The sequence below is a fragment of the Thermostichus sp. MS-CIW-38 genome, assembly GCF_054058415.1.
The window spans coordinates 34,357-55,983 of the sequence record NZ_JBSSAH010000013.1 but is presented as its reverse complement, the minus strand read 5'-3'; the positions used below and the strand labels follow the sequence as shown (position 1 = coordinate 55,983).

The following is a 21,627-nucleotide window of genomic DNA, read 5'->3' as shown; positions in this document are numbered from 1 at the left end:
GAAGAAGAGGGGTTAAGACATCGCAAGACCCAACCCGTTGGCGTTAGTCACGCTGGCCGGTGACGATAAAAGCTACCCGCTGACCGATGTTGGTGCTGTGGTCGGCCAGACGCTCCAGGTAACGGATCGCCAGCAACATCAATAGAATAGGCTCGACCGATCCGCGAATGTCAGACTGCTGCGCCAACGTATTGTAAAGGTTAGTGTAATCTTCATCAACGGCGTCGTCTTCCCGCTTCAGTTGTCGGCCCAGGTCAGCATCCAATTCCGTCAGGGCCACCAGGCTGTGGCTGAGCATTTTCTGGCAACGCTGCATCATCACCTGAATACGACCCAGCTCCGGCGGCGGCGGGTACATGACCAAGCGCAGGGCCACTTCGGCCAAATCTTTGGCGTAGTCGCCAATCCGCTCCAGATCCCGCACCAGTTGCATCAGGGTACTGATCCAGCGCAGATCCCGCGCCACCGGGGAGCGCAAGGCAATCAAATTAATACAGTCTTTCTCGATTTGACGATAAAAACGGTCAATTTGCTTGTCTTGGGCGATCACCTGTTCGGCGGCGGCCAAGTTCTGTTCAAACAGGGCCTGCTGGGCCAAGACCACCGACTTTTCCACCAGCGCCCCCATGCGCAGCACGTCCTGCTGTACCCGTTTGATGTGAAGTTGCAGCTCGGCTTGCCCCATGGCTTTCTCCCATGAATGTGGGCAGGGGGGAAATGTCTGCAGTCGTTTTGGATTCAACAGAGCCAGTTGATCTCAATCATGGCAAACTTCGCCTGGAATAGGGGCAGGGAAGATGGCCAACTTGGGGGAAGATGAAAATAGCGGTTGCCCTCTGAGGGGGATTCGTCTGTCTGGAGTTCTCGGGTTGCTTTGTCATTGAGACGGTCTCATGGCTCTCCCCCCTATCGTTGTGTTGGACGATGATCCCACCGGATCCCAAACCGTTCACAGTTGCTTGCTCCTCACCCGCTGGGATCCGCAGACTTTGAAGCTGGGGTTGCAGGATCGTTCGCCGATTCGCTTCATCCTCACCAATACTCGGGCTTTGCCCCCGGCGAAGGCAGCGGAGGTGACGCGGTCGGTATGTGGGGCGTTGAAGGAGGTGATGGCGGAGCTGGGATGTGAGCAGGCTATTTTCGTCAGCCGCTCCGACTCGACGCTGCGGGGGCATTACCCCCTGGAAACGGATGTGATGGCAGCAGAGCTGGGGCCTTTTGATGCCCATTTTCTGGTGCCGGCCTTTTTTGAAGGGGGGCGCATCACCCGCAACAGTGTCCACTACCTACGGGTGGGGGAGCGCTGGGTGCCGGTGCATGAGACGGAGTTTGCTCGGGATGCGGTGTTTGGCTACCACCACAGCTATTTGCCGGACTATGTGCAGGAGAAAACCCAGGGGCGGATCCGGGCTGAGCAGGTGGAGCGATTGACCCTAGAGCAGATTCGCGCCGGCTGTCTGGAGCGGCTTTTGAGTCTGGAGGGGAATGTCTGCTGTGTGGTGGATGGAGAAACCCAGGCGGATCTGGATCGGTTTGCCCAGGATGTTTGGGCGGCTATAGAGCAGGGGAAGCGCTTTTTGTTTCGCAGTGCCGCCAGCCTCCTGACGGCTCTGGCCCAGTTGCCGCCACAACCCGTTCCCCCGGAACAGATGGGGCAGTTTGTTCGCTCCTCTCAACCGGGGGTGGTGATCGTGGGATCCCACGTGCAAAAGTCCAGCCAGCAGTTGGCCCGCCTTCTGCAGGAGCCTGAAACCCAAGGCATCGAGGTGGAGGTGAGGCGACTATTGGATCCCGACGCGGAGCTGCTGCCTGGGATCCTGGCCCAAGTTCACAGCGCCTATGAGCAGGGTCTGGCGCCGGTGGTCTACACCAGCCGAGAGGAACTGACGTTCGAAAAGGACGCCGTAGAAATGCGCCTAGCTTTTGGGCAGAAGGTTTCCCGGTTGTTGATGGGTGTGGTGCAGGGGCTGCCAGAAGGGATCGGCTATCTCATCAGCAAGGGCGGCATCACCTCCAACGACACCCTCAGCGTTGGCCTCAACTTGCCGGCGGTGCGTCTGCTGGGGCAAGTCTACCCTGGGATCTCGATGGTGATCACCCCGTCCGATCATCCCCGCTTTCCCAACCTGCCGGTGGTGTTGTTTCCGGGCAATGTCGGCGAGGTGGATACGCTGCTTTTGCTCCACCGTCGCCTCAAAAGTCGGGGCTTGATTTAGGGTGAAGAGGATGGTCTTGTGGGTTCCTGATACATTTACGCTGAACACTGCTGAACATCACTGTTCAACTATGCAGCGATAGCATTCTGTTTGTTTCCATTCGCGTTAGCGGGACGGAGTCCAAACAGAATGGCGGTATCCCGCAAAGCTTTGAGTAGAATACCCAAAGCGCAGTTTCCGTGTCGTCCTACTACCAATTTTCTGCTTTGCTTTGGCTACCATGTTGGCAGACTCGAAAGTAAACAGAAAGATCAACTGGTAGTAATCCGTACTGAACATATTATACATTATTTTCAGTATAGTTGAGCTTATTATTGACTAGAGTCATGCTCCTGCCGATGGCTGAAGTTGTCCCCCCGCCGGAAGCCTTGCCCGCCTCGGATGCCTGGTGGGGATCCCTGCGGCAGCCGCAGGCGGAACTGCCCCCGGCAGTGGTTCACCCTTCTTCCGCTCGTTTGGGCAGCCAATCCTGGGATGCCGATGTGGTGATTGCCGGCGGCACCTTGGGGATCCTTCTGGGGGCGGCTTTGGCCAAGCGGGGCTGGCGGGTGATCCTGCTGGAGCGAGGGATCCTGCGGGGTCGGGAGCAGGAGTGGAACACCTCCCGGCAGGAATTGCAGGTGTTGCTGGAGCTGGAACTGCTCACCCCAAGGGAATGGGAGAAGGTGCAGGTGACCCATTATCCTGGCGGGCGTATTGGCTTTGGGGATGGCCCCAGTTGGTGGGTGGAAGGGGTGCTGAATGTGGGGGTGGATCCCGCTGGATTGCTGGAGCACTGCAAAGCCCACTTTTTGGAATGGGGTGGCCAATTGCGGGAAAATACTTGCTTTTTGGGTGCTGCTGTTCACCCGGATGGGATCGGCATCCAAACCAACACGGGATCCCTCACTGCCCAGTTGCTGGTGGATGCTATGGGGCATCGCTCCCCCCTCGTGGCCCAGGCTCGCCGAGGACAGCCGCCGGATAGCGTGTGTCTGGTGGTGGGATCCTGTGCCCAGGGGCTGCCCGACCAACCCACGGGAGATCTCTTCTACAGCTTTACCCCAGCCCAGAACGGCTACCAGCCCTTTTGGGAAGCCTTCCCCGCCCGCGATGGGCGCACCACCTATCTGTTCACCTACTGCGACCGAGATCCGGAGCGGCCTAGTCTAGAGCAGCTCTGGCGGGATTACTGCCGGCTGCTGCCAGCCTACCAGGGGGTGGAGCTGGCCCAGATCCGCTGGGTGCGCAAGCTATGTGGCGTTTTCCCCGCCTACCGCTGCAGCCCTCTGCAACTGCCCTGGGATCGCCTGTTGGCAGTGGGGGACAGCAGTGGCAGCCAGTCGCCTCTAAGCTTTGGCGGCTTTGGCGCCATGTTGCGCCACCTGGATCGCCTGCAACAAGGAATCCACGAGGCCCTGGCGCAACGGCAGTTGAACCAGGCAGCCCTAGCCCTGCTGCAACCCTACCAGCCCAACTTGGCCGTGACCTGGCTATTTCAGAAGGCCATGATTCCCCCTCTGCAGAACAAAAGTTGGGATCCCAATAGCATTAACCGCCTGTTGAGCAGGGTGTTTGCGGCCATGGTTGCCGCCGGCCCCCAGGTGGTGAAGCCCTTTTTGCAGGATGTAGTGCAGTTCGGCGGCTTGGCCCAGGCCCTGTGGGGGGTGACGCGTCGGGATCCCAGCTTGGTAGCCAGACTTTTGCCTCGGTTGGGGTTGCCGGAGCTGGTGGCATGGGCGGGCCACTTTGGCGCCCTTGGCCTCTACGAGCTGCTGCAAAGGCTAACAGATCGCCCGGAGCCGGAAACCAACCCCCAGGACTACTTCTGGAGACGGCGCCGCGAGGCTTGGCGCTACGGCTGCGGCCGGGATTACCTCTTTTAGGGGTTCTGACCGTACACCGCCACCCCATAGGGCGGTACCTCCACAAGATCTCCTTGGCTTCCGGCGGGCAGAGAGGATCCCTTGCCCAACCACTGGGTCTCATGGCTGTCCAAAAGTTTTTCCCAGGTGCCGCTGGGCCATTGGGTATAGGTGACTGGCTGATCGGGGCTGAAGTTGAAAAGGGCAAGCAAAGCCTGGGATCCGTGGCGGCGGTGCAGGGCAAGGCCAGCGCCCGAAAACAGCTCCACTTCCACTCCATCCCGCTCCAAGTGCTGGAGAGCCGGTTGGGTTTTGCGCAGCCGGATCAGGGCCTGGTACCACTTCCAGAGAACCTGGTGGTGACCGGCCTTTTTCAACTCCCAATTCAGCTTGGAGCGCAAGAAAGTCTCTTCAGCTTGGGGATCCGGCGGCTCTCCCTGCCAGGCAAAGGCGCTGAACTCGCGGCGGCGTCCTTGGCGCACCGCTTCCACCAGGTCGGGATCCCCGTGGCTGACAAAATACAGAAATGGCGCCACTTCCCCATACTCTTCCCCCATAAATAGCAGCGGCAGCATGGGAGCTAGCAGCAGGGCAGCGGCAGCCAATTTGAGGCCCTCGAAAGAGGTGAGCTGGCTAAGGCGCTCTCCCAGCCTGCGGTTGCCCACCTGGTCGTGGTTTTGAATGCAGACAACAAATTGGGATCCCGGTCGCCCAACAGCGGAGTTGCCGTGACGCCTGGCGCGGTAGCAGGAGTACTGGCCAGAATAAACGTAGCTCTCCCGGTAAGCCTTGGCCAGGTGCTCCAATTCGCCAAAGTCCTGGTAGTAGCCTGTCTTTTCCCCGGTAAGCAGGGTGTGAAGTGAGTGGTGGAAGTCATCGCACCACTGGGCATCTAGCCCGTAGCCCCCTTGCTCTCGGGGGGTGATGAGGCGGACATCGTTGAGGTCGCTTTCGGCAATGAGAACCCTGGGCCGGCCAGTGCGAGCTTCTAGGGCATCCACCTGCTCTGCCAATTCCTGCAAGAAGGGGTAGGCGCTGAAGTCGTAGATGGCATGCACCGCGTCCAGCCGCAGCCCATCGAGATGAAACTCCTCCAGCCAGTACTCGGCGTTTTGTAGGAAAAACTCTCGCACGCCGTCAGAATAGCGGTCGTCGAAGTTGAGGGCATCCCCCCAAGGGGTGTGGTACTTGTCGGTGAAGTAGGGGCCAAAATCCCGCAGGTAGTTCCCCTCCGGCCCCAGGTGGTTGTAGACCACATCCAAGATGACGGCCAAGCCCAGTTGGTGGCAGGCGTTCACCAGGGCTTTCAGATCTTCAGCTCCCCCATAGGCGGTCTGCACCGCGTAGGGATAAACACCGTCGTAGCCCCAGTTGCGTCCCCCCGGGCATTGGGCCACCGGCATCAGCTCCAGCACATTCACCCCCAACTCTACCAATTCCGGCAGGCGAGGGATCAGGGCGGCAAAGGTGCCCTCGAGGGTAAAGGTGCCTACATGCAGCTCGTAGAGGATCCACTGGGGCAGCGGGATCCCCTTCCACCCCTGATCCTGCCAGTCGAAGTGGGGATCCACCACCCGCGAAGGGCCGTGGACGCCGTAGGGCTGGCAGCGGGAAGCGGGATCCGGCCGCTCCACTACCCCTGCTGAGGTGTGCAGGCGGTAGAGGTAGTCCACTGGCCCAGGTGGGATCCCGTCCACCTCCCCCTGCCAATAGCCCTGCTCATCCCGCACTAGAGTAAAGCAACGTTGGACAGGGCTGAGCAGCTTCAGCTCCACCTGCTCAACCAAGGGCGCCCACACCGAGAAGTGATAGCAGCCTGAGCCCAGGGGATAGGCGCCCATCCGCCCGGCCTGGAAGAAAGGAGAAGCCTGCAACACAGAATCTATCCCGCAACTCGGCTTCCACTATAGCGAGCATGCCTGGCAAAAGCCGGAGAGTGGGTTTTTGGCTTCTCCTCTGCCATAGTGGAATGGGTCTGATACATTTACGCTGAACACTGCTGAACATCACTGTTCAACTATGCAGCGATAGCATTCTGTTTGTTTCCATTCGCGTTAGCGGGACGGAGTCCAAACAGAATGGCGGTATCCCGCAAAGCTTTGAGTAGAATACCCAAAGCGCAGTTTCCGTGTCGTCTTACTACCAATTTTCTGCTTTGCTTTGGCTACCATGTTGGCAGACTCGAAAGTAAACAGAAAGATCAACTGGTAGTAATCCGTACTGAACATATTATACATTATTTTCAGTATAGTTGAGCTTATTATTGACTAGAGTCATGCTCTAGCGCTTAGGTCTCATGCTCAACTACCCGCCCAGCTATCCCGATCCCACTGTTGTGGACATCTACCACGGGCAGCCGGTGCCGGATCCCTACCGCTGGCTGGAGGATCTGGATTCCGAGCAGACGCGGGCCTGGATTGAGGCGCAAAACCACCTTACCTTTAACTACTTGCAGCAGATCCCAGCCCGGCAGCGGATCCGAGAACGCCTGACCCAGCTCTGGAACTATGAAAAATACAGCCAGCCCTTCAAAGAAGGGGGCCGCTACTTCTACTTCAAAAACGACGGCCTGCAAAACCAGAGCGTTCTCTACACCCAAGAAAGTCTAGAGGGCCAGGCGCGGGTTTTGCTGGATCCCAACACCTTCTCGGAAGACGGCACGGTGGCTCTAGCGGGCATTGCCATCAGCCGCGCTCGCGACAGCGGTGCGGAGCACGCTGGACGGTATCTAGCCTATGGCCTCTCCTGCTCCGGCTCCGATTGGCAAGAGTGGAAGGTGCGGGACATCGAGACCGGCGAGGATTTGCCGGATCACCTGCGCTGGATTAAGTTCTCGGGAGTAAGCTGGACGCTGGATGGACAAGGATTTTTCTACAGCCGCTACGACGAACCGGCCCCCGGCAGCGAATACGAAAGCGCCAACTACTTCCAGAAGCTCTACTACCACCGCCTGGGCACCTCCCAGTCAGAAGATGTCTTGGTCTATCACCGCCCCGACCAAAAAGAGTGGGGCTTTGCCGGCGGGGTTACTGAAGATGGGAATTACCTCATCATCTCCGTCTGGCGGGGCACGGATCCCAAAAACCTCATCTTCTACAAAGACTTGCGGGATCCCCAGTCTCCTGTAGTAGAGCTCATCCGCGAGTTTGAGGCCGAATACAGCTTCGTGGGCAACGACGGATCCCGCTTTTGGCTGTTGACGGACTGCCAAGCTCCTCGGCGGCGACTGGTGGCGATTGACTTGGAGCAGCCCGACCAGGTGCAGGAGGTGATCCCTGAGGCGGAGGAGACCCTGCAGGGGGTTAGCTTGATCAACAATCAGTTTGTGGCCTTCTACCTCAAAGACGCCCACACCCAGATCAAGACCTTTGCTTTAGACGGCAGCTACCTAGGAGAAATCCCGCTGCCCGGGCTGGGATCTGCCAGCGGCTTTGGCGGCAAGCGCTACGACACCGAGACCTTCTACACCTTTACCAGCTTCACTACCCCGCCCACCATCTACCGCTACGATTTCACCAGCGGCACCAGCACCCTGTTCCGTCAGCCCCAGGTGGATTTCGATCCCCAGGCCTACGAGGTGCAGCAGGTGTCTTACACCAGCAAAGATGGCACCCGCATCCCCATGTTTCTTGTCCACCGCCGCGGCCTGGCTCGGACAGGGGATCACCCCACTCTGCTGTATGGCTACGGCGGCTTTGGCATCTCACTTACCCCCAGCTTTTCAGTGGGTCTGGTGGCCTGGCTGGAAATGGGCGGTGTCTATGCCCAGCCAAGTTTGCGCGGCGGCGGCGAGTACGGAGAAGAGTGGCACCAGGCGGGCACCAAGCTCAACAAGCAAAAGGTGTTCGACGACTTTATTGCCGCTGCCGAGTGGCTGATAGCCCATGGCTACACCAACCCCGCCAAGTTGGCCATCTCCGGCGGCAGCAACGGCGGCCTGCTGGTGGGGGCCTGCCTGGTTCAGAGGCCGGAGCTGTTTGCAGCGGCCCTGCCGGCAGTGGGGGTGTTCGACATGCTGCGCTTTCATAAGTTCACCATCGGCTGGGCCTGGATCTCCGAGTACGGATCCCCGGAGAACCCGGAGGAATTCAAGGCCCTCTACGCCTATTCCCCTCTGCACAACCTCAAGCCCGGCACTGCCTATCCCGCCACCCTGATCACCACCGCAGATCACGACGACCGGGTGGTGCCCGCCCACAGCTTCAAGTTTGCCGCTGCCCTCCAGGCTGCCCAGGGGGGATCCCAGCCCATCCTCATCCGCATCGACACCAAGGCAGGGCACGGGGCCGGCAAGCCCACCAGCAAGCTGATTGAGGAAGCTGCCGACCGCTGGGCCTTTTTGGTGCAGGTGCTAGGGATCCCCTGGGACGGAACGGGAAGTTAGCGAGCTCTAGGACCCAGGCCCACCCGACCGGCATAAACTGCCGCTTCCCCCAGCTCGTCTTCGATGCGCAGCAGTTGGTTGTACTTGGCAATGCGCTCGCTGCGGCAGAGGGATCCGGTTTTGATCTGCCCGGCACGGGTGGCCACCGCCAAGTCGGCAATGGTGGTGTCTTCCGTCTCGCCAGAGCGGTGGCTGATGATGGTGCGAAAGCCGGCTTGAACTGCCAATTGGATGGCCGAGACGGTCTCCGTCAGGGTGCCGATTTGGTTGGGCTTGATCAAAATGGCGTTGGCGGCGGCGCTGTCGATACCCTTTTGCAGGCGGGTCAGGTTGGTTACAAACAGGTCATCTCCCACCAGCTGTACCCGGGATCCCAGTTGAGCGGTCATGGCTTGCCAACCGGCCCAGTCTTCTTCCGCTAGCCCATCTTCAATGGAAAGGATGGGATAGTTGGCCAGCAGTTGCTGGTAGTAAGCCACCATATCAGCCGCGCTGTGGGCTTTGCCCTCAAAGTGATATTGCCCATCCTGCAGCAGCTCGTTGGCGGCCACATCCAAGGCCAAGGCGATATCTGCTCCCGGTTTGTAGCCTGCCTGTTCAATAGCCGTCATCAGCAGATCCAAAGCCGCCGCATTGGAGTCGAGATCAGGAGCAAACCCCCCTTCATCCCCCACACCGGTGGACAGCCCCTTCTGCTGCAGCACTTGTTTTAGTACCGCAAACACCTCAGCCCCGTAGCGCAGCGCCTCGCGAAAGCTGGCCGCTCCAATGGGCACAAGCATAAATTCTTGAATATCGACGTTGTTGTCGGCGTGGGCGCCGCCGTTGAGCACGTTCATCAGCGGCACCGGCAGCAGGTTGGCAAAGGGCCCCCCCAGGTATTTGTAAAGAGGCAAGCCCACTGCTTCCGCAGCCGCTTTGGCTGTCGCCAGAGAAACTGCCAAAATAGCGTTGGCCCCCAGGCGGGACTTGTTGGGGGTGCCGTCCAGGTCGATCAGCAACTGGTCAATACGGGCTTGGTTGAGGGCATCTTCTCCCTGCAGCTCCGACTGGATGGGGCCAAGGATGTTTTCCACCGCCCTCAGCACACCCTTACCGCCGTAGCGTTTGGGATCCCCGTCCCGCAGCTCATGGGCCTCGAAGGTACCGGTCGAGGCACCGCTGGGAACCTGCGCCAAGCCCGTTGCTCCATTGGCTAGACCCACCAGGGCTTCTAGGGTGGGACGCCCTCGCGAGTCGAGGATCTCATGGGCGGTAATCCACTCGATGGCCGTTTCCACAGTTACACCTCAGCAATTGGCTAGATAGCTCTGGCCAAAGCCAGATCCCCCCATAGACTAGTAGATTCTTGCCCGCGATCCGGTCAGCTTCCAGAAAACTTTAAGTCTGTCCTTCGGGCACAGAGATTCTTCAAGGCTGCAGCAGTAGATTGAACATAGGCCGGCCAGAGCTTCAACCAGCCGTCGAGCGGGGTTTGCCTGGGCAAGGTGCTGCTCAGGAAGTGTTCTCCTCTTCCTTCTAGGCAAAGCGATGGCTCAGCCGCATCGGGTCGTGTACGGTGATCTTCTTCTTGTGAATGGAGATGTACTTCTTCTTGCGCAGCTCTCCCAACAGGCGGGTGATGGTGACGCGGGTTGAGCCAATGGCCTCGGCAATGGCCTGGTGAGACAGCTTGAGATCGATGGTGACCCCATCCGGGCCAGGCACTCCGAAATCGCGACAGAGGATCAACAAAAAGCTGACCAGACGGGATCCCATGTCGCGATGAGCCAGCGTCTCGATCATCATCTCCGTTTGCAAGATACGAGACGACAGGCTTTTAACCAGCAACATGGCCAGTTCGGCGTTCTCCTGCAAGGATTTTTCCACCTGCTCGATCGGCAGAGAGAGTAACTCGGTAGGTGTAAAAGCCACCGAGTGATAAAAGCGGTCGGAGCGCTGTCCCGTGATAAAGGAGAGCACGCCGAAGATGCTGTTTTCGCGCAGGAGGGCAACTGTGATTTCCTCTCCCATTTCGTAGACCCGCGAGAGCTTAACGGCTCCCTTTACCAAAAAGTAAACCCGCTCCGCCGGATCCCCTGGAAAAAAAATGGTCTTCCCGCGCTCAAACGTTTCGATAACCGGAGGATGGTGAGGGCCTCCCAATTGCTTGAAGGCTGTGATCAGAGATTTTTCCGCTACGGCCACCGCCATACTCATCAACCTTTTAAGGTCAGTTTATACCTAAGATCAACCTACTAAGATCAATCTAGAAGCATTAGGCTAGGTTGCAACCCATTGACTTCAGAATCTACGAGGATACCAAGATTTACCCTAAAGTAGAAGGTTCTGCCTAGGTATCTTTGTAGCACGCGCTACATTTTTAAGTCTCGTTGCTGCTCTCCAGCCAAAGGCAGAGGTTAGGATAGGAGCCATTGCCGCTGGGGGCTGCGCCAGCCCTTGGCAGTAGAGGGTAGGGTGGGTTCTATGGGGATCCCAGAGGTTATCGTTGCTGCACCTTCTCAACTGAGCCGCCAGCATTTCACAGTGCGGATGCCGGATCCGGCCAATCACCTGCTGGAGGTGGAACTGCAGATCCAAGAGGTGGATCCAGAGGTGCCTTTGCGGCTGCGACTGCCGGTGTGGACGCCGGGATCCTACCTGGTGCGGGAATATGCCCGTCACGTGCAGGAGTTTCAGGCGGCAACTGAGCAAGGGATCCCTTTGGCCTGGCGGAAGGTGGATAAGAATACCTGGCAAATCGATCCGCCGGGTTCTTCTGCTGTGAAGGTGTGCTATCGGGTCTATGCCTATGAGCTGACGGTGCGCACGAACCATCTGGATTTGACCCACGCCTATTTCAACGGGGCAGCGCTCTTCCTCTACGTGCCCGGTCGCGAGCGGGAACCCTACACTTTGACGGTGATCCCCCCCAAGCCGGATTGGCACATCGCCACCAGTTTGCGGCCCTTGACCTCTCCTTCTGAGGATCCCACTTCCGGCCAGTCTTTTGTGGCAGAGGACTATGACGAGCTGGTGGATAGCCCGGTGGAGGTGGGTCCACATCGAGTGCAATCGTTTGAGGTGGAAGGGATCCCGCATTACCTTGTGGTTTGGGGGTCGGGCACTCTGGATGTCGATCGGGCCGTTGCCGATGCCAAGGCCATTGTCGAAACCACAGCCGCATTTTTTGGTGGGCTACCCTATGACCGTTACTGGTTTATCGTGCATTTGTCGCCGGGAGGATTTGGTGGCCTTGAGCACAAGTACAGCACCACCCTTCTTTACTCTGGGCTAGAGCTGCATCAGCCGGAGTCCTATCGGCGCTTTTTGTCTTTGCTGGCCCACGAGTTGTTTCATGCCTGGAATGTCAAGCGTCTGCGTCCGCTGGCATTGGAAAAGATCGACTACAACCAGGAAAATTATCTGGAATGTCTGTGGTTTTGTGAGGGGGCGACCAGCTATTACGAAAACGTCATCTTATTGAGGGCAGGGATCCTCAGTGCCGGCGATTTCTTGAAGATTCTTTCCGAACAGATTGGCCGCTTGCAGCGTACTCCGGGCCGGGCCGTGCAATCGCTGCGGGAGTCCAGCTTCGATACCTGGATCAAACTCTACCGCCCCCACGAAAACACCCTCAACAGCCAGGTTTCTTATTACTTAAAAGGGGCTTTGGTCTGTTGGCTGCTGGATCTGCACATCCGTCACCTTTCCGGCGGTCAGGGATCCCTGGATACAGCTTTGCAGGATCTGTGGCAGCGCTTTGGTCGGTCAGGGAAGGGCTACAGCGACCAAGACTTGCGGGAGGCGTTTGAGCGGGCAGCCGGTGCCGATCTTGGCCGGTTTTTCGCAGCCTATGTGGAAGGCACGGAAGAGCTAGACTACAACACTTACCTACACCCCTTTGGCCTCACCCTTAAAGCCCACTTCAGCCGCCCCAACCCCAGCCCTTACTTGGGCCTTAATTTCAACGGCGAGGGCAATCGCATCAGCACAGTGGAGATGAGATCCCCGGCGCAAAAAGCGGGCATCTGGGCCGGCGATGAGCTGGTGGCCCTGGATGGGTTCAGGGTGAGCGCTGCCAACTTGGCGGAACGCTTGACGGCCTATCAGCCCCACCAGATCATTTGTTTGAGCGTTTTTCAAGCCGATCAGTTGAAACATTTCTGGATCCCGTTGGATCCCCCTCGGCCCGATGTCTACACGTTGGAGGTGTTGCCTGAACTGACTCCTGCTCAAGAAGCTCTTCAGCAAGGCTGGCTGGGATCCCTTGTCGGCGCCCAGCTTCGGTCAGAGGCAGGTCCCCATCTGCTTGAAAATTCACCTATCTCCTCCTAGCATGTTGAGGCAAGCAGGTAATCCAGTTAACTGGAAAGAAAAGTAACAGCAGCAGAGGACAGGAGTATCTCATGGACTTAGTTTTGGTTTTATTGATTGGGGCAGCTGTTGGTTTCTCGGTAGGCATTTACGTTGCTCGCCAGTATGGGGCCAGTCCTAAACTGGAAATCTGGAAACGAGAGATTATCAGAGATATATCTTCGCAGCTAAGCCAACGCAGCCAAGAACTCAACAACCCGGACAAAGCACTCATCAAGTTGAGCGAAGGATTGGTAGACAAGATTTCTCAAAAGTTACAGGAAAAGTTACAGGCCGTCCAAGCTACCCTTGAAGAGTTTAAATTTCGCCTTGCTGACAGCCAGCAAAGCTTGCTACAGGACTGGGGCAGAGACTTTCTACAAGCTATATCTGTAAAGTTGGCCGAACATGGCCAGCAACTGAACAATCAGCTAGCCATTCTGGAAAATCTAGTGGAAGAGGCCAAAGATATTTATCGGCAACTACGGGTTACTATTCAAAGTTCTCATGGATCCGAGATATGCCCAACTGCAAATCAGGACTCCCAGAATGAGCAGGTTACTCAGGTCATTGGTAAAGCACCAGATCCTGAGACACCAGACGAAGTACTAAGAGACAAGGATGGGACAGCTACTGTTGATATATCAAAGATAGAGTCGTTCTTAAACTCAAAAAACATAAAGATAAAAAGCATAGCTGCGGAAGAAAAAGAGGAAAAGCTAGATCAAATAGCCGCCTTTATGGGCAGCCGATACTCTTTTATCAAGAGATTTTATGGAATGGTTAAATCAAACATGAAGAGCGGCAGTTCTTTCTCCCTAAACCTTAGAGACGAACCTCCACAAGTAGTCAGTTCAACTTGCCAAGTTGCTAAGGAGTTACACGACATCGCATTTTTGGAAGAGTACAGATACTCTAAGGCGCCCAGATGCCTTTTGGTAGCGAGACCCAGTAGGTCGCCTCAGGCGCTGAATTTTCTGGCAGGGAACTGGCTGGAAAGATATGTTAGGGGCACGCTGATCCGCCTTGTTGCGGCTCACACCAAAAAGATCAGTTTCTCTTACGTCGCGAATGCCCAAGTTACTTTATCGAATAGAGCCGATTTTGAGATGGATCTTTTCTTCCATATCAATGATAAATTCTACTGGGTGGAATCGAGGACAGGTGGGTACCAAGATAAAATACAAAAATACTCCAGAATCGCTGATGAACTCGGTCTTCAGGAAAGCCAAGCTTTCATAGTTTTAACTGATGTTAGTCAAGATACAAAAAGTAGTCTATCTTCCCTCTATCACCTGTCAGTGATTGGCGTCGATGAGGTTGAGTCTACCTTTGATGGGATCCTGAAAAGCCATCTCTGAAAGTCTGAAAAAGTCCCCAAGAGCATCGGCTCAGGCCACAATCTTGACGGCTTGCTCCATACACCACCAGGGATCCTCGGCAAAAGCCGGCATGGGAGTGCTGCCTGCTTTGCCCAGAATGGCCAGCCGGACTTCCCGATCCAGGCGGGATCCGGCCCCGTAGGGATCTTCTGAGGGAGGTTCCAGCCGTTGCCCTAGGGGAGGCATTACCATAATGCCCGGCTGCATGCTGCTACCGCTGACCCAGATTTTGAAGCGATCCACCGCTACATCCATCCCTTCCGGTAGTTGCATCTGCAGCAAGTAGCGGGGGCCAGAGCCGATCAGCAGGCTCTCGTTGGGGCGTAAACGGGCAGGCAGATCTGGTTGATAGGGGTAAACCAAATCCACGCTGTACCGCCGCTCGTCAAAGACGGTGACATAAACATGCACTGGAGTGGGGGCTCTGTTTCTCAAGGCAATGGCCAGGTTGCGGCCTGCTTGGATTTGCACTTTCCCTTGGGGATCCCGCGGCAGGGGGCTCACTTCGGCAGGGGCAGAGCTGCTGGCCGGGGTTTCCAGTTGGAGAAATTCCACTTCCAAGATGCTGCTCAGCGCATCGCTGGCAGGTTGCAGGTTCAAAAGATTACCAAAAGCAGCCACGTGCTCCAACAGCCGCACCAGCTTGCGAGGCAGGGCCAGTAGCTTCTTCACCGGGATCCGGAAGGCCGCCAGAGCCACCTCTTCCCCCCGCCGGTAAAAGTGATAAGTGGCATCGGGCAACAGCTCTACCCGCAAGTCCGCTGCTTCCGGGTCTGTGTAGGTCAGAAGCGGTGAGGCCGGCAAGGCCGCCAGCAAATCGGCAACGGGCATTTGCACTTGACTGGGATCCGCACAGGTGAAAGCCACCCGCAACGGCTGGAATCGGATAGAGGACATGGGGAAAACCTGGAACGGAGTCTGCCGTATTCTCCTGCTCTGAGGTTGCCAGGCAAGCAAGCCAAGCTCTATATTACCTGCTCATTACCTGCTCAGTTCTCTCGACTGGGCTGTGGCCAAGTCAGCTCTCGGCCAACAGACTCCCAACAGGCCATAGCTCCGTAATCAAACTTAACACCAAAGGCAAATGGAACCATTGGGAAACTATCCCGGATCCCATCTGCAAATGATCTCTTAATGGTCTATTCTTGATCCTGTTGTCGGGTTTGTGGCTGGAGTGGAGCCCACCTCTCCTCTTTCTAGGCTGATCTACGGAGAACCATGTTTAGCAAAGCTTTTTCTTTTCAGAAGGTGTTTGCGCCAGCGCGTCGTCGGTTGCTTGTCCTGCTGTTGGCTGCGTTGATGGCTGGGTTTGGCTGGGGTCTGGCTCCAGTGTTTGCAGCTAGGGATATTCCTGCAGTGGCTCTGTCGCCAACTGAGTCTATTACCTTTACCGAAGCCCAGTTGGCCAAAGGGAAGAAGCTATTCAACACCGCATGCGCCCAGTGCCATGTGGGCGGCCAGACCTATCCCAACCCGGATGTGAGCTTGAAGCTTTCGGATCTGGAGGGGGCAACTCCCCCACGGGATAATGTGCTGGCGATTGTGGATTACATCAAGAATCCAGTCACCTATGACGGGGTGGAGTCTCTGTTGGAGTATCACCCCAACACCCAGCTCACCAGTGAGTATCCACGTCTGCGCAACCTCACCGACGAGGATCTGAAGCTGATTGCGGGCTACATTCTGGTGCAGGCCAAGACCGTTCCCGGCTGGGGTGGTACCAAGAACGAAAGCCACAGCGACCTATCAGCCTATCTCTAATGCCGCATCTGGATCAGAAGTTGCCTATGAGATGGCGGACCCCGTCTCGCCTCTGGGCCTGGGTCGGGATCCTGGCTTTGTTGTGGCTGGGGCTGGCCAGTCCGGTGGCTGCCCGCATTGATCCTTACGTGAACCAGTATTTGCGGGTGAGTGGCCCTGTGGAATTGCCTCTAGATGCCGCAGGGCATACCCTCACCTTTACCCCAGAGCAGCTCACGGACGGCAAAAATCGTTTTCAGTCCGCCTGTTTGAATTGTCATGTGGGCGGTGCCACTTTGCCGGCTCCCAACATTTCCCTCTCTTTGAAGGACTTGCGCGGTGCCACTCCACCCCGAGATACCCTTCAAGCCTTGATGGAGTACCAGCGGGATCCCCGCAGCTACGATGGCTCGGATTCCAGCTATGGATGCCGACCTGTACCCCCTTCCTGGATGGACGACGAAGCCCTGAGAAATCTGGCTGCCTTTATTCTCAGAGCGGCTCAGGTTGCCCCTGGCTGGGGATCCAACGATTTGATCGATGCCGGTTAGGGTGTAGCACAAAAGCCACCGTGCTAGGCCCGCCAAGGCGAGCTGCATAGCGGTACGGCAGGGCTTTAGACCCAATTCTTTGGTAAGGGCACCTTCTTTTCGCTTTTCAATGCGCTTCTGGCCGCGCGAACCCATCTTTGCCCAAGAGAAGCAGAGGAGAACTGAGCAGATCAGGGGTGAGCGAATAGCCAACCAATCCTCAAAAAGGAAGGCAATTGTATACTCGTTTCAGCTTGGGGTGAGATGCCTGGGCTACTGAGAAAAACCTTTTGGATCCCTTGCATTATTGCTCCGCAACGCTATTGCTCCGCAACGCTGACGCGAAGACGCGACCAAGGTTTTAGGTGTGGGTGCAGTGTCCTGGTTTGAATCAAGATGACCCTAAAAACTCTTCCCTGAACTCCCCTCTCCCTCTGGGAGAAGGGTTTAGGGGTGAGGGTTGACGGCTTTCAAGATTGAAAAAGGCGGGAATAGAGCTGTTGGTGGACTTGACAATCGCGTTCTTGTAGGAGGGTGAAGCTGCCCAAAGCCGGCCAGCTGGGGGAGAGGTTTGGCCTTTCGGCCCGCTTCACAACCGGCAGGATCTCTTGGTGTACCACTGCCTCGATGGGCTCGTACAACTGAGCCAATAGGCTTTGCCCCTCGGTATGCCCCAAAGGTACCAGACGCACCGCTGCCGAGACCAGCCCAGTGAGGGAGGAGAACAAGAAGGCACGCAGGGTATCTTCCAACCCAATGCCCGCCTGAGCGCAGATCCAGCCAAACACCACGGAATGATGCAGTGGATTCCCCTCTGCTTTGGGGACGGAGATTCCCCAGGTGCGTTCTGCCAGTTGAGCTAGGCGTTTGCCCAAATCCAAGCTGGCTTGGCGCGGCTCTGCCGCCCAACGGGTTGCTTGCAGCTGTTGCTGCAGCTTCTCCACTCCCGACTCGGATCCCAATCGGGATAGACGATGGGCCAAGGCACAGGCTCTGCCCTCGGTGGGGGCTAAGCCCATGTGCAAAACCCCCAACAGGTACTGCTGCACCCCAGCCCGATCGCGAAGTTGACCCGCTTGAACGGCAGCTTCCAAGCCCCAGGAGTGGGAATAAGCCCCAATCGGCAGGGCAGAATCGGTGAGCTGTAGCAACAGATAGAAAGTGCCGCTGGATCCTGGAGAAGTAAGTTGGGAGGAGAGCTCACCACGCATCTTCACCAAGCCTTAGCGGGGGCGGATCAGGCCATAGCCGCCATGGTTGCGGACGTAGATAACGTTGATCTCGCCATTTTCGATATTGCGGAAAACGTAGAAGTCGTGATCCACCAGCTCCAACTGGTGCAACGCTTCCTGAACCGTCATGGGTGGCATGGCGAAGTATTTGGTGCGCACCACCTCTGCGGGTAACTCCGCTTGCCGTTCCGTATTTAGCGGATCGGTGACGGGCTGCTGGGCCACTGCCACGGAGGTTTTGGGGGTGTGGCGGACGCGGTGAATGCCGTTCCGTTCTTTGTATTTGCGCAACTTGCGGGCCAGCTTGTCGGCCACACGGTCGATGCTGGCATAGAGGTTTTCGCTGCTTTCTTCCGCCCGGATCACGGTGCCATTGGCGTAGACGGTCACTTCGGCAGATTGGCTGGCACTGATACGGGGGTTGCGGGCTACCGATAGATTGACATCAACCTCACTGGTGATCTGGGCAAAATGACTGACAGCACGCTCAATTTTTTCTTGAACGTAGCTGCGGATGGCGTCGGTAATCTCGACGTTTTTCCCTTGGATCACAAGCTTAGTCATGAGGACTCTCCCAGTCATGTCGGTTTATACCTGAGATAGCGCCTCATCCCCACCCGGGATCCCTCTAACTCTGGAAAGCGATCCCAGCTCACAGGCGACGTCAGCCCTTTAATTGGCAAAAATGGAGCCCTGTCATCAAGGGTGAGCAGATCGGCTTTGGGAGTGGCACTAACCTCTTGGGTTAAGTCTAGGTTAACATCTCGCTCAAGGATCTCTGCCAGAGGTTAAGAATAAATTTAGGCTCTCTTAATGTTTCAGAGATGTTGAATTCCAGATTTTCCCGAATCGCAGGAGCTCTGTAGAGAAGCGGGATCCCCGCCCTGCAAGACATGCACTTCTATTGGCTGTGTTGAGTGTCTTTGGGAAAGGTTTTTTAGAGTTTAAGTTGCAAGTTCCTCAGTCAAAAGCCAAATCTATCATCAAACCCATAGACAGATCTAGCCTGCTAAAAATCTTCCTGAGCTGGATTTTGAGTTGGTTAAACAATGTCTCTAACTCTGACCTGTTTTTGAGAGACTAAACGTGGGCCGTATTGCCCATAAGCTCGGCAATCCAGATGCTTCAGCTTTCCTCCAGGGTATGTTGGTATTATCCTACAGCCTAGCAGCATCTTGATTGGATAGCCATTGACAGCAAAAATGAAGGGATATTGATATAAATTAAGCTTTTTATCGATTTTTTATCAATATGAGGCTTTCGACTTGAGAGATGGTGTTGTTGTCGGTATTAGCTTTGACAAGCCTGTTGTTCACTGTTCCATGCTGTAAGGTTTCTATCGGAGAGCTACATAAGTACATAAGAACTTGGAACTCGGTTCTGCCGCTGCAGTCACCTTGAGGAGCGGTGGGGAGAAGGCCAACTCTTTCCGGGGTGGCTGAAATGCTACCCTCGAAACCAGCTTGGTGTGCAAAAGGTGGGGCAGACTGGGTGGGCGGAGGGATCCCGTTGAAGGCGGCAGAGCTTTTAGACAGAGCAGAAGAGGCTCTACAGGAGCAGTTTCAGGCGGTGGAGAAGACCCTCAGAGAGAACCTGGCGCGGGTGCTGCGGGCCTTTCGCGACCAGCGGGTGGGATCCCATCACTTTGCCGGGGTGTCGGGGTATGGCCACGACGACCAGGGGCGGCAGGTTTTGGATCGGGTGTTTGCCCAGATTATGGGCTGTGAGGCAGCAGTGGTGCGGCTGCAGATGGTGTCTGGTACCCATGCCATTGCCTGTGCTTTGTTTGGGGTGCTGCGTCCGGGGGATGAGCTGCTGGCGATTACCGGCCCCCCTTACGACACCCTTGAAGAGGTCATCGGTCTGCGGGGTTCCGGGCGGGGATCCCTACGGGAGTTTGGCATCGGTTACCGCCAGTTGGATTTGCGGGAGGGAACTGTCGATTGGCAGGCCCTGAAAACCGCCCTCAGACCGCAAACCCGCTTGGTTCACATTCAGCGGTCCTGTGGCTACGATTGGCGGCCCAGCTTTTCCATTGCCCAGATTGCCGAGATGATCCAAATGGTCAAAGCACAAAACCCCGAAGTTGTGGTTTTTGTGGACAATTGCTACGGCGAATTTGTGGAAACCCAGGAGCCAACCCATGTGGGCGCAGATCTGATTGCCGGATCCCTGATCAAAAATCCGGGGGGCACCCTCGTTCCCGCAGGGGGCTATGTGGCCGGGCGGGCAGAGCTGGTGGAGCAAGCCGCTTGTCGGTTAACGGCTCCGGGCATTGGTTCGGAGGGGGGGGCAACTCTAGATCTCAACCGCCTTCTGTTTCAAGGCTTGTTCTTGGCCCCGCAGATGGTGGCCGAAGCGGTGAAGATCGCCCATCTGGCGGCGCAGGTGTTTTCTGATTTGGGCTACCCGGTCTCGCCTCTGCCTCAAACTCCCCGCACCGATATCATCCAGGCCATTCAATTGGGATCCCCGCAAAAGCTGCAGGCTTTCTGCCAAGCGATTCAAAACAGTTCTCCTGTGGATTCCTACCTCACCCCAGTTCCGGAGGTGATGCCCGGTTATGCAGACCCGGTGGTGATGGCAGCAGGCACCTTTATTGCCGGGAGCAGCGCCGAGCTGTCTGCCGATGGGCCGATGCGGGATCCCTACACCGTCTACTTGCAGGGGGGAACCCATCTCTACCATGGGCGGCTGGCCCTAGAAGCCGTCTTGCAAGCTTGGGAAACCCTGTAGGCCAACAGTTTGCTCTCGGCTGAAACAGCAAGGAAGGGGCAAGCCAACAACCTCAAAACTCAGCACGAAGTTGGCAGAAGTTGTCGTCTCTGACCAACTTTTCGCTCAATCAATCAGGGGGTAGGATCAGTCTACAGTTGCCATTCTTTAGAAAGGGATCCCTTCCGATGTTGAGCTGGTATCGTTCTTGCGCATCTCCTCGCCGTTGGGGATCCCGTTTGACTCTGGCTCTGGTGGCATTGGGGTTGGCCGGCGGCTGTCGGCTGCTGGATCGGGTGGGAGAGAGAGGCTTGCCGGTGGGATCTGCGCTGACCCGTTCTGCTCTGTGGAGAGGCAGCCAAACCGTGACGGGAGCGCTGGAGGTGGGAGATCAAGTCAGCCGCCAGTACGGCAGCTTTTGGGATGGGATCCCCGTCACCGCTGAGCCGGGACAGATTTTGATTGCGGCCCTAGAGAGCGAAGATTTTGATGCTTATCTGGAGCTGGTGGACGGTCAAGGGCGGGTGATCGGCTTTGACGATGACTCTGGCCTGGATGTGAATGCCCTGTTGGCAGTGCGTCTGCCGGAGGGAGGCACCTATACCCTGCGGGCCACCAGCTTTGAGCCGGAATCCACCGGCAACTACCGGCTCACCTATATCCTCACCCAGGTAGATTGGCAGGAAAGCCTATCGGGCCGTCTGCAGGAGGGATCCCTTCAGCATCCCGAGGATGGCAGTTGGATGGACGAATATCCCATTGCCGCCCGCGCCGGCCAGATCCTGATCGCTTCCATGACCAGCTCCGATTTCGATGCCTTTTTGCAGCTGCTGGATCCCAGTGGAGAAGTCAGGGCTTGGGATGATGACCAAGGGGGTGGAACCGATGCTCTGATGATTGCCTTTCTGCCCCGCACCGGCACTTATACCCTGCGGGCCAACACCCATAAGCCACGAGAAGAAGGAGCCTATAGGTTACAGTACGCCTTGCGCTAGCCCCTGCTCGCCCAGATTCCCTGTCTTACAGCTTGGATAAGGGGGCTTGTGAACCTTCTGGTGCTGATGTCGAGATTTTGACAGGAATCATCGTTTTTTAACGCCTAATGTTGATATATGTCAGGAGTTGCCAGTTTACCTTCCTAAGATTCTCACAAAGCCAGAAGGGGCACTGCTTGCTGAGCTTTGTGGGAAAGCATAACATCTTATCCTAAGTTGTGACGGAGCTGAAATATTGTCCTCGGGGATGAGGT

16 protein-coding genes are annotated in these 21,627 nt (G+C 56.7%); 9 read left to right on the top strand and 7 right to left on the bottom strand.

The window, feature by feature from the left end; translation table 11 throughout:
* Positions 1 to 43: 43 nt before the first annotated feature.
* Complete coding sequence (gene phoU / locus ACVWXZ_RS06635) at positions 44 to 685, bottom strand: phosphate signaling complex protein PhoU (RefSeq protein ID WP_414357802.1); 642 nt, start codon at positions 683 to 685, stop codon at positions 44 to 46.
* A gap of 208 nt (positions 686 to 893) precedes the next feature.
* Between phoU and ACVWXZ_RS06630 the strand changes: the two genes are divergently transcribed.
* Both ACVWXZ_RS06630 and ACVWXZ_RS06625 read left to right on the top strand, forming a co-directional pair.
* Complete coding sequence (locus ACVWXZ_RS06630) at positions 894 to 2,216, top strand: four-carbon acid sugar kinase family protein (RefSeq protein WP_457482309.1); 1,323 nt, start codon at positions 894 to 896, stop codon at positions 2,214 to 2,216.
* A gap of 338 nt (positions 2,217 to 2,554) precedes the next feature.
* On the top strand, positions 2,555 to 4,081 hold the full coding sequence (locus ACVWXZ_RS06625) for an FAD-binding oxidoreductase (RefSeq protein ID WP_457403794.1): 1,527 nt from the start codon (positions 2,555 to 2,557) through the stop codon (positions 4,079 to 4,081).
* Here the strand turns inward: ACVWXZ_RS06625 and treZ are convergent.
* Positions 4,078 to 5,901 carry a malto-oligosyltrehalose trehalohydrolase gene (gene treZ / locus ACVWXZ_RS06620; protein ID WP_457403798.1) on the bottom strand — a complete coding sequence of 608 codons (1,824 nt, stop codon included), beginning with the start codon at positions 5,899 to 5,901 and terminating at the stop codon, positions 4,078 to 4,080. The genes ACVWXZ_RS06625 and treZ overlap by 4 nt on opposite strands.
* Before the next feature lie 455 nt (positions 5,902 to 6,356).
* On the opposite strand from treZ, the gene ACVWXZ_RS06615 reads away from it, so the two are divergent.
* Positions 6,357 to 8,444 (top strand): prolyl oligopeptidase family serine peptidase, encoded by a 2,088-nt coding sequence (locus ACVWXZ_RS06615; protein WP_457441921.1) that lies wholly within the window; start codon positions 6,357 to 6,359, stop codon positions 8,442 to 8,444.
* On the opposite strand, the gene eno is transcribed toward ACVWXZ_RS06615, so the two are convergent.
* Both eno and ntcA read right to left on the bottom strand, forming a co-directional pair.
* Complete coding sequence (eno, locus tag ACVWXZ_RS06610; protein ID WP_011434092.1) at positions 8,441 to 9,724, bottom strand: phosphopyruvate hydratase; 1,284 nt, start codon at positions 9,722 to 9,724, stop codon at positions 8,441 to 8,443. The genes ACVWXZ_RS06615 and eno overlap by 4 nt on opposite strands.
* Positions 9,725 to 9,962: 238 nt before the next feature.
* On the bottom strand, positions 9,963 to 10,637 hold the full coding sequence (gene ntcA / locus ACVWXZ_RS06605; protein ID WP_011434093.1) for a global nitrogen regulator NtcA: 675 nt from the start codon (positions 10,635 to 10,637) through the stop codon (positions 9,963 to 9,965).
* A gap of 273 nt (positions 10,638 to 10,910) precedes the next feature.
* Here ntcA and ACVWXZ_RS06600 point away from each other — a divergent pair, with 273 nt between their 5' ends.
* Positions 10,911 to 12,761 carry a M61 family metallopeptidase gene (locus ACVWXZ_RS06600; protein WP_457403792.1) on the top strand — a complete coding sequence of 617 codons (1,851 nt, stop codon included), beginning with the start codon at positions 10,911 to 10,913 and terminating at the stop codon, positions 12,759 to 12,761.
* A gap of 71 nt (positions 12,762 to 12,832) precedes the next feature.
* Complete coding sequence (locus ACVWXZ_RS06595; protein ID WP_457403790.1) at positions 12,833 to 14,140, top strand: hypothetical protein; 1,308 nt, start codon at positions 12,833 to 12,835, stop codon at positions 14,138 to 14,140.
* A 30-nt stretch (positions 14,141 to 14,170) separates the two neighbouring features.
* Here ACVWXZ_RS06595 and ACVWXZ_RS06590 read toward each other — a convergent pair whose 3' ends face one another.
* Positions 14,171 to 15,058: a hypothetical protein gene (locus ACVWXZ_RS06590; RefSeq protein WP_457403788.1), complete on the bottom strand. Its 888-nt coding sequence runs from the start codon at positions 15,056 to 15,058 to the stop codon at positions 14,171 to 14,173.
* Positions 15,059 to 15,379: 321 nt separating this feature from the next.
* Between ACVWXZ_RS06590 and psbV the strand changes: the two genes are divergently transcribed.
* Positions 15,380 to 15,922 (top strand): photosystem II cytochrome c-550, encoded by a 543-nt coding sequence (gene psbV, locus ACVWXZ_RS06585; RefSeq protein ID WP_011434097.1) that lies wholly within the window; start codon positions 15,380 to 15,382, stop codon positions 15,920 to 15,922.
* 26 nt (positions 15,923 to 15,948) lie between these two features.
* Positions 15,949 to 16,452 carry a photosystem II cytochrome PsbV2 gene (psbV2, locus tag ACVWXZ_RS06580; protein WP_457403787.1) on the top strand — a complete coding sequence of 168 codons (504 nt, stop codon included), beginning with the start codon at positions 15,949 to 15,951 and terminating at the stop codon, positions 16,450 to 16,452.
* Positions 16,453 to 16,901: 449 nt separating this feature from the next.
* Here psbV2 and ACVWXZ_RS06575 read toward each other — a convergent pair whose 3' ends face one another.
* Positions 16,902 to 17,642, bottom strand: coding sequence for an urease accessory protein UreF (locus tag ACVWXZ_RS06575; protein ID WP_457403786.1), 741 nt, complete (start codon positions 17,640 to 17,642; stop codon positions 16,902 to 16,904).
* Between the two features lie 12 nt (positions 17,643 to 17,654).
* Positions 17,655 to 18,227, bottom strand: coding sequence for a ribosome hibernation-promoting factor, HPF/YfiA family (gene hpf / locus ACVWXZ_RS06570; RefSeq protein WP_011434101.1), 573 nt, complete (start codon positions 18,225 to 18,227; stop codon positions 17,655 to 17,657).
* Positions 18,228 to 19,106: 879 nt separating this feature from the next.
* Here hpf and ACVWXZ_RS06565 point away from each other — a divergent pair.
* Together ACVWXZ_RS06565 and ACVWXZ_RS06560 are read left to right on the top strand one after the other, a co-directional pair.
* Positions 19,107 to 20,399: a methionine gamma-lyase family protein gene (locus tag ACVWXZ_RS06565; RefSeq protein WP_414341573.1), complete on the top strand. Its 1,293-nt coding sequence runs from the start codon at positions 19,107 to 19,109 to the stop codon at positions 20,397 to 20,399.
* 167 nt (positions 20,400 to 20,566) lie between these two features.
* Complete coding sequence (locus tag ACVWXZ_RS06560; protein WP_414329052.1) at positions 20,567 to 21,373, top strand: PPC domain-containing protein; 807 nt, start codon at positions 20,567 to 20,569, stop codon at positions 21,371 to 21,373.
* Positions 21,374 to 21,627: the final 254 nt, after the last annotated feature.